A 7,031-nucleotide genomic window follows, 5' to 3' on the forward strand; every position below is an offset into this window, starting at 1 on the left:
GAGCCCGTGACCGATCTTGAGACGCGCGTGGTGCCCTCCGGTTCCGTGACCCTGCGGCGGGCGGCCCCCGCCCTCCTTGGGTACGCGGCCGTGCGCGCCCTGGGTCTGCTCGCCCTCGCCCTGTGGAGCGCCGCCCGCGACAAGAACGCGTACACGCTGCTGACCGCCCGCTGGGACGCCCTCTGGTACACCAGGGTCGCCGAGCTGGGTTACGGCTACGAGGTCCGCCTGCCGAACGGCGACGTCCACTCCAACCTCGCCTTCTTCCCGCTGCTGCCCTGGCTGGAAAGGTTTCTGCACGCGGCGACCCCGCTGTCCTACGGCGACGCCGGATTCGTCGTGTCCCTGCTCGCCTCGCTCGCCGCGGCCTGGGGGATCTACGCGGTCGCCGACCACGTGTACGGGCGCCGCGCCGGGGTGTGCGCGGTGCTGGTGTGGGCCGTCCTGCCCGTCGGGATCGTGCAGTCGATGGCGTACAGCGAGTCGCTCTTCACCGCGCTGGCCGCCTGGTCGCTGTACGCGGTCGTCACCGGCCGGTGGGTGACCGCGGGGGCGCTCGCGTCCCTGTCCGGCCTCACCCGTCCGGTGGGGCTCGCGGTGGTCGCCGCCGTATGGACGGCAGGTGTGGCGTCCCTCCTCCGTGACGGGGAGGCCCGCCCGGCGGTGCCGTTCGCGCGAAACCGCAGCACGGCGCCCGGGCCCGGCGCGCGCACCCCCGAGCGCGCCTCGAAGGCGACCCGCGTCCTCGGCATGCTTCTCGCGCCCCTCGGCGCCGCCGGATACGTCCTGTGGGCCGGCCACCGCACGGGCCGGGGCCCCCTCGGCTACCTCGACGTCCAGGCGGGCTGGCGCAACGGCTTCGACGGCGGCTACGCCTTCGCCCGCTTCGTCGCCGCCAAGTTCACGTCGTTCCCGTCGGCCCTGGCCGGCCTCGGGCTGATCGTCGGCGTCGCCCTGCTGCTGTGGCTGTACGTCGTCTGCGTGCGGCAGCGCCAGCCGCTCCCGCTGCTGGTGTACGCGGGTGTGGTCCTGGCGCTCGCCCTGTGCGCGTCGAGTTACTTCGGTTCCAAGCCGCGCCTGCTGCTGCCCGCCTTCCCGCTGCTGCTGCCGCCCGCCCTGGCCCTGACCCGGCTGCGGACGTCCAGGTCGGCGCTGGTGGTGGGGTGTCTCGCGGTGGCCTCGGCCGTGTACGGCGCGTGGTGGCTGAACGGCAGCGGTCCGCCGTAGCCGGCCGGGGTCCCCCCATAGGCGGAATCCGCTTTTCGGGGAACCGTTTATACGTTCCCTAAAACTATCCCCTGGAATGATCAAAGGAATTGAAGGGAACAGTGTTCGACGATTGCTGATTCCACAGGAATATTCGCCGTTCTGAGAGCAATCCCACATCACATCGTCATCACAAACCCGCGGAATCGGCCGGGTCCCGAGCTCACTCGCTGTAACGTCGTTTAGGTGCGTACCGAACAAAACCTCACCCGTCTGGACCGGGTGTTCGCCAGGCTCGACCGGGAGCCGGAACGACCGGCCCACCTCGATGTGCCGAAGATGAGCAGGCACCGGATCGCGCTGTTCGCCGCGACCCTGGCCTTCTACCTGGCGATCGTGTGGCTCGTGGTGATCACCTCGTGGCTGGTCCGCCTCGACTGGCTGGTCATGTTCTTCCGGCCGTACCAGCAGTGGTCCGGCATCCACTGGTTCGTCGACTACTACGTCGTCCTCGGCCAGCGCGGTCCGACCGCGGTGATGGTCGCCGCCTGGCTCGGCTGGAGATCCTGGCGGCAGCACACCCTGCGCCCGCTGCTCACGCTCGGCGCCTCGCTGCTGCTGCTGAACATCACCGTAGGCGCCGCCAAGCTCGGCATGGGCCGGCTCGGACCGCACTACGCGACCACCATCGGCTCCAACGAGATGGGCCTGGGTGGCGATATATTCCCCAGCGGCCACACCGCCAACGCGGTCGTGACCTGGGGAATCCTGGCGTATCTGGCCTCCACTCCGAGAGCTCGCCGCTGGCTGTCCGCACTCTCCGCGGTGACCTCGCTCGGCGTCGGCCTCGCCACGGTCTACCTCGGCACGCACTGGCTCAGCGACGTGGTGCTCGGCTGGGCCGCGGGTCTGCTGATCCTGCTGGCGCTGCCCTGGTGCGAGCCGCTGATCGCCCGCGCCGAGGTCGCGATCTTCGACCTGCGCGACCGCTGGCGCGAGCGCCACGACGGCCGGGTCCCGGCTCCGGCCGCCCCCGTCGCCGTACCCGTACCGTTCAAGGCGGGCGCGACGGCCCAGGACGAGGCCTCCGCGGTCCGCGAGCCGGCCGCCCCGGCCCGTTCGCCGCGCGCGCCGGTCTATCTGGCGCCCGGCCCGCACACGACCCGCTCGGAGCGCATGCCGGTGACCCCGGTCGGCAGCCGCCGCCCACCGCACTCCGACCGCCTACCGCGCGGTACGGCGGCCTCGGCGGCCCGCCCCCTCACCGGCGGCTGACCTGCACGGACGCCTCCACGCAGGCCTCCCGAACGGCGGGACCCCGGTACGCACAACCCGGTTCCGCAGCCGAAGGCCCCGGTTCCCGAACACGGGAACCGGGGCCTTCGTCGTGCCCGCCTCGACCACCTCGGGGGGCTCAGCCCTTCCAGGCGCGGACCACCTGCCCGTCGCGTACTTCGAAGTTCAGCCGCCCGAAGCGGTACTCCATGGTGACGATCGTGCCGGGCGCCAGCGAGCGCACCGTCGACCACCCCCGTTCACGTGCGAGCCGCTCGGCCCGATCGGCCTCGAGGCCGACATACCCGTCCGGATTGTCCTGGGGCTCCGCTGGCGGAGTGGGATTCGGTGCCATACCGCAACGCTAGGCCGCGAGCCCCGCCCCGGGAACCCCGGGCCGGCGAAACGGATCACTCGGGTCACACTTCTGTCACAGGATCACGACATACGTTTCGGTCGAACTCCGTCACACGTACGAGCGGTTCCGTGCATCTTCCGCGTGTATTCGAACGCAATTCCCGCGTGCTGTCCGGTCTCCCCGAATAACCCGGCGGGCAGTTCGCGGAGAACCGTTCCCGGCCTCACCGCATTCCGATTCCGGGCAAGATCACGGGAGCTGACTGCCCATAGGAAATGCACGGCTCCCCCACACATCCTCCGTACGGGTACCAGGACGGCAACGGGCCCGGGACCGGGTCGGCGAAGGGGCGGACGCGGGCCGGTGGGCGGCGCCGGTACGGCTAGGCGCGGCCGGACCGCCCGGCCGCCGCGGCCCGGGTCAGAGCGCCGTCGAGCCGGTCACGGGCCGCCCTGATCGCCTCGACCAGCTCGACGGGCTCCAGGACCTCGAACGCGAAGCCCGTCATCATCACGTGGATCACCATCACGTCGAGGCTCGCGGCCCCGGTGCGCAGAACACAGGCCCGGTCACCGTCGGGCTCCAGCGTCCCGGCCGAGGGCGAGATCCGTTCGGCGGCCTCGGCCAGCGGCACGAGGAGCCGGACGGTGGCCCGGGTGGCGTACGCGCGCGTGGAGACACCTTGCGAGACGTACGCGGCGAGGTCCTCGGCGGGCGGCTCGCGCGGTTCGAAGCGCGGCCCGTGCGGCGGCCTCGGCGTGAGGCGGTCCATGCGGAACGTACGCCAGTCCGCGCGGTCGAGGTCCCAGGCGACCAGGTACCAGCGGCGTTCGGTGCACACCAGGCGGTGCGGTTCGACCGTACGGCGGGTCGCCGTACCGTCGTGCCCCCGGTAGTCGAAGCGGAGGCGTTCGGCGTCCCGGCAGAGATTGGCGACCTCGGTCAGGACGGCCGGGTCGACGGCGGAGGACCGCGGGCCGCTCAGCATCGGCACGGTGAAGGCGTTCAGGGCGCCGACCCGGCGGCGCAGCCGGTACGGCAGCACCTGCTCCAGCTTCGCCAGCGCCCGTACGGAGGTCTCACCGATGCCCTCGATGCCCTGCCCGGCGGCCGTCCGCAGTCCCACCGCGACGGCGACGGCCTCGTCGTCGTCCAGCAACAGCGGCGGCAGTTCGGCGCCGGCGCCGAGCTGGTAGCCGCCTCCGGTGCCGGGGCTCGCGTTGACCGGGTAGCCCAGCTCGCGCAGCCGGTCCACATCCCGGCGGACGGTGCGCGCGGTGACGCCCAGCCGGTCGGCGAGTTGGGCGCCGGACCACTCGCGGTGGGCCTGGAGAAGGGACAGCAGGCGCAGCAGGCGGGCGGAGGTCTCCAGCATGCGCACAGTGTGTCCCACCCGGCGGGGCGGCCCCACCCGGCCGTCCCGCCGGGTGGGGCCGCCCGTCCCGGAAGGGGGACGGCGCGGAGGGGGACAGTCAGAGCGTGAGGCGCTGGCCGGGCACGATCAGGTCGGGGTCACCACCGACGACGGCCCTGTTGGCCGCGTACACCCGCTGCCAGGTCAGCCCGTTGCGGGCCGCGATGGTGCTGAGGGTGTCGCCCGCGCGCACGGTGTAGTCGCCACGGGTCGTACTGCGGGAGGTCTGGTTCGAGGAGCGCTCCGGCGCGTTCGACGAACCCGACTGCGAAGAGCCGGAGCCGGACCGCGAGGAGTTCGAGTTCGAGGAGCTCGAGTTCGAGGAGCTCGAGTTCGAGGAGCTCGAGGAGCTCGACGAACCGGACTTCGACGAACCGGACTTCGAGGAGCTCGACCTGGCGGAGCTCGACTCGGTGGAACCCGACCTGCCGGAGGACGATCCGCCCTCCGGTGCGCTGCCGGACGCTCCGGCGCGCGCCGAGCAGGTCGGCCACGCGCCCCACCCCTGGGCGTTCTGCACCTTGGTGGCGACGGAGATCTGCTGTGCCTTGCTGGCCTTGTCGGCGGTCGACGCGTACGCGGTGCCGCCGTACGCGCGCCAGGTACCGGCGGAGAACTGGAGCCCGCCGTAGTAGCCGTTGCCGGTGTTGATCGACCAGTTGCCGCCGCTCTCGCACTGGGCGATGCGGTCCCACACTCCGCTGTCGGCCGCCGAGGCGCCGCCGGTCGCGGACAGCAGTCCGAGGGGGGCGAGCAGTATCGCCCCGGCGAGGACCGCAGTCTTGCGCGACGACCTGCGGGTGTGGATATCGGCACATCCGGACATGTAGATCCCTCTCTACGGACCCGGGTCTCCCCCTGGCCGGGGCACGTCGGCCGCGCAAGGACGCGGTCGGCGCGCTCCGCCCCGTCCGCCGGCGGTGGTGCTGCGCGATGTCTGGCTCTGCGCGGCCGGCGGACGTACCCGGGCGGTGCTCGTTGCACACGGCGGAGCAATCTAGGCAGCTGACGGGTCGTTATCAACCAACCGCCCGTTGTCGCAGGCCAGTTCATGGTTACCGTGGGTAGCGACGATTTCAGGCCACCCACTACGTTCGCTCATTTCCTGATTTGTCGACCAGGCGCTCACATCGCCTGTGAGTCAGCTCACCGAATCAACTCCCGTAACCTCCTCGTTACTTGACTTTGAGTGTCGGATTCCGCACCCTTCGTGACCGCGCGCGCAGGATGGTTCGATTCTGTTCGCCGTCCAGCGTGACCCTGGCCACAGATCGCCCGTTGTCTCTTCATGAGCCGGGGACCGCCCCGGGTCACCGAGCCGGGAGCCACCCGCCTCGCCCACGCACCGCATCCGAGGGAGTCACCCGTGCCGCGCATGCTCGACGTCAGCGACGAGGTACGCGCCGAGATCGGCGACGAAGAAGCCGACCGGCTGCTCGCCGGAGACAACGCCCCGGGCAGTTACGACTGCACGTCCTGCCGCACCCCGGGCGACTCCGAGAACGAGCACACCAGCACCGTCCTGTTCATCGGGGACGAGACCGCCGTGCTCGCCTTCGCCCACTCCACCTGCCTGCCCTCCCAGGTCGTCCAGGTCACCGAGGAGCAGCTCCAGGGCGCGGTCCGCTCCATCAGCGGCGACACCGTCGACCTGCACCCCGACAAGGTCGTGCCCGAGCAGGCGGTGCTCGGTGTCACCAGCGGACTCGTCCTCATCGCAGGGGAGTTGCACCCGGCCCTGGTCGTCGAACCCACCGCGCCCATCGTGCGGCCCGGCACGACCGGCGCCGGTGACGACTTCCTGCCGCTGCTCATCGAGCAGGGTTTCATGCCCCTGTCCCAGCTGACCGAGGTGCCGCCGGTGCAGCACGGCTGGTCCGTGCTGCTCGCGATGGGACAGCTGCACGCGGTGCTCCAGCCCTCGGCGAACGGCGGGCAGCCGATCGCCTGGTGGCAGGCGCACCAGCCGTTGCAGGTGACGGAGGGATGGCGGGCCGCCGCCAACAAGCACCAGCAGGTGCTGATGTTCGCGGCGCCGGTGGGCTCCATCGGCCGTCAGCCCCGGGAGGACCTGCTGCGGGACGCGCTGGACAAGGCCGCGGCCAACGGGCAGTTGGTCGGCGCGGCCCTTCCGCTCGCCGGCACCTGAGTTCGTCCACCGGGGCGGGGACTGCGGTCGCACGGCGGCGGAAAGGGCGTGAGCGGACGGCGGTCGAAGCCGGTCGCGCCGGCGCGGCGAGCCGTGTCCGAACGCAGCCCCCGCACCCCTCAGGCCGACCGTCCAGCCGCATCTCTTCCAGTGCCACGTCGTTTGGACATACGTGCACACCTACGACGTCTCCCGCCGCCCGTCCTTCCAGTCGATCCCGTCCGCGCGCCCGGCGCAGGACTCCCAGGGCGGCCCATCGGCCACGCCGATCTACGACGCGCTCTACGCCGAGTACGTCAAGACGTTCCGTTCACTGCCGGGTGACCGCAGCGGCGAGGACGAACTGGGGTTCACCGCCTTCGGGAACATCCCGCACCACACGAGCTCCTACCCGGCACCCCGCCCGGGGTCGTTCAGCAGCACGTACAGCGCCTACAGCGCGGGGGCGCAGAGCGCACGGCACGGGAGCGGGCAGCAGTCCCAGTGGCAGCGGGTGGGGCAGCTCGGCCAGCAGCCCGCACCCACCGCGACGCACCACATCCCGGCGGCGCTCCCGCCGGGATCCCGCAGGACCTTCTGACCACCGGTCATGACTGGAGGGTCATGACTGGAGGGCGGCACCCGTGCTG

At 71.6% G+C, this 7,031-nt stretch carries 7 protein-coding genes; 4 read left to right on the top strand and 3 right to left on the bottom strand.

Going from position 1 to position 7,031, the window contains the following annotated elements; translation table 11 throughout:
* The first annotated feature begins 6 nt into the window (after nucleotides 1-6).
* Together ACFWBB_RS13060 and ACFWBB_RS13065 are read left to right on the top strand one after the other, a co-directional pair.
* Nucleotides 7-1,227, top strand: coding sequence for a hypothetical protein (locus ACFWBB_RS13060; protein WP_385270160.1), 1,221 nt, complete (start codon nucleotides 7-9; stop codon nucleotides 1,225-1,227).
* 225 nt (nucleotides 1,228-1,452) lie between these two features.
* On the top strand, nucleotides 1,453-2,481 hold the full coding sequence (locus ACFWBB_RS13065; protein WP_385270162.1) for a phosphatase PAP2 family protein: 1,029 nt from the start codon (nucleotides 1,453-1,455) through the stop codon (nucleotides 2,479-2,481).
* Nucleotides 2,482-2,620: 139 nt separating this feature from the next.
* Here ACFWBB_RS13065 and ACFWBB_RS13070 read toward each other — a convergent pair whose 3' ends face one another.
* The 3 genes from ACFWBB_RS13070 to ACFWBB_RS13080 form a co-directional block, all read right to left on the bottom strand.
* Nucleotides 2,621-2,836 (bottom strand): I78 family peptidase inhibitor, encoded by a 216-nt coding sequence (locus ACFWBB_RS13070; protein ID WP_385270164.1) that lies wholly within the window; start codon nucleotides 2,834-2,836, stop codon nucleotides 2,621-2,623.
* Nucleotides 2,837-3,221: 385 nt separating this feature from the next.
* Nucleotides 3,222-4,214 carry a helix-turn-helix transcriptional regulator gene (locus tag ACFWBB_RS13075; protein ID WP_385270166.1) on the bottom strand — a complete coding sequence of 331 codons (993 nt, stop codon included), beginning with the start codon at nucleotides 4,212-4,214 and terminating at the stop codon, nucleotides 3,222-3,224.
* Between the two features lie 97 nt (nucleotides 4,215-4,311).
* Nucleotides 4,312-5,079, bottom strand: a complete 768-nt coding sequence (locus ACFWBB_RS13080; protein ID WP_385270168.1) for a transglycosylase family protein — start codon at nucleotides 5,077-5,079, stop codon at nucleotides 4,312-4,314.
* A 540-nt stretch (nucleotides 5,080-5,619) separates the two neighbouring features.
* On the opposite strand from ACFWBB_RS13080, the gene ACFWBB_RS13085 reads away from it, so the two are divergent.
* A complete protein-coding gene (locus ACFWBB_RS13085) occupies nucleotides 5,620-6,402 on the top strand; it encodes a hypothetical protein (RefSeq protein ID WP_385270170.1) in 783 nt (260 codons plus the stop codon).
* A gap of 172 nt (nucleotides 6,403-6,574) precedes the next feature.
* Nucleotides 6,575-6,982: a hypothetical protein gene (locus ACFWBB_RS13090; protein ID WP_385270172.1), complete on the top strand. Its 408-nt coding sequence runs from the start codon at nucleotides 6,575-6,577 to the stop codon at nucleotides 6,980-6,982.
* Nucleotides 6,983-7,031 lie beyond the last annotated feature (49 nt).

The sequence above is a fragment of the Streptomyces sp. NPDC060000 genome (assembly GCF_042737375.1).
In the GTDB taxonomy this organism is placed as follows: Bacteria; Actinomycetota; Actinomycetes; order Streptomycetales; family Streptomycetaceae; genus Streptomyces.

What these genes read in the sequence shown, in the direction of transcription:
- ACFWBB_RS13070 (WP_385270164.1), bottom strand. Translation starts at nt 2,836, where the DNA reads ATGGCACCGAATCCCACTCCGCCAGCGGAGCCCCAGGACAATCCGGAC.
- ACFWBB_RS13075 (WP_385270166.1), bottom strand. Translation starts at nt 4,214, where the DNA reads ATGCTGGAGACCTCCGCCCGCCTGCTGCGCCTGCTGTCCCTTCTCCAG.
- ACFWBB_RS13080 (WP_385270168.1), bottom strand. Translation starts at nt 5,079, where the DNA reads ATGTCCGGATGTGCCGATATCCACACCCGCAGGTCGTCGCGCAAGACT.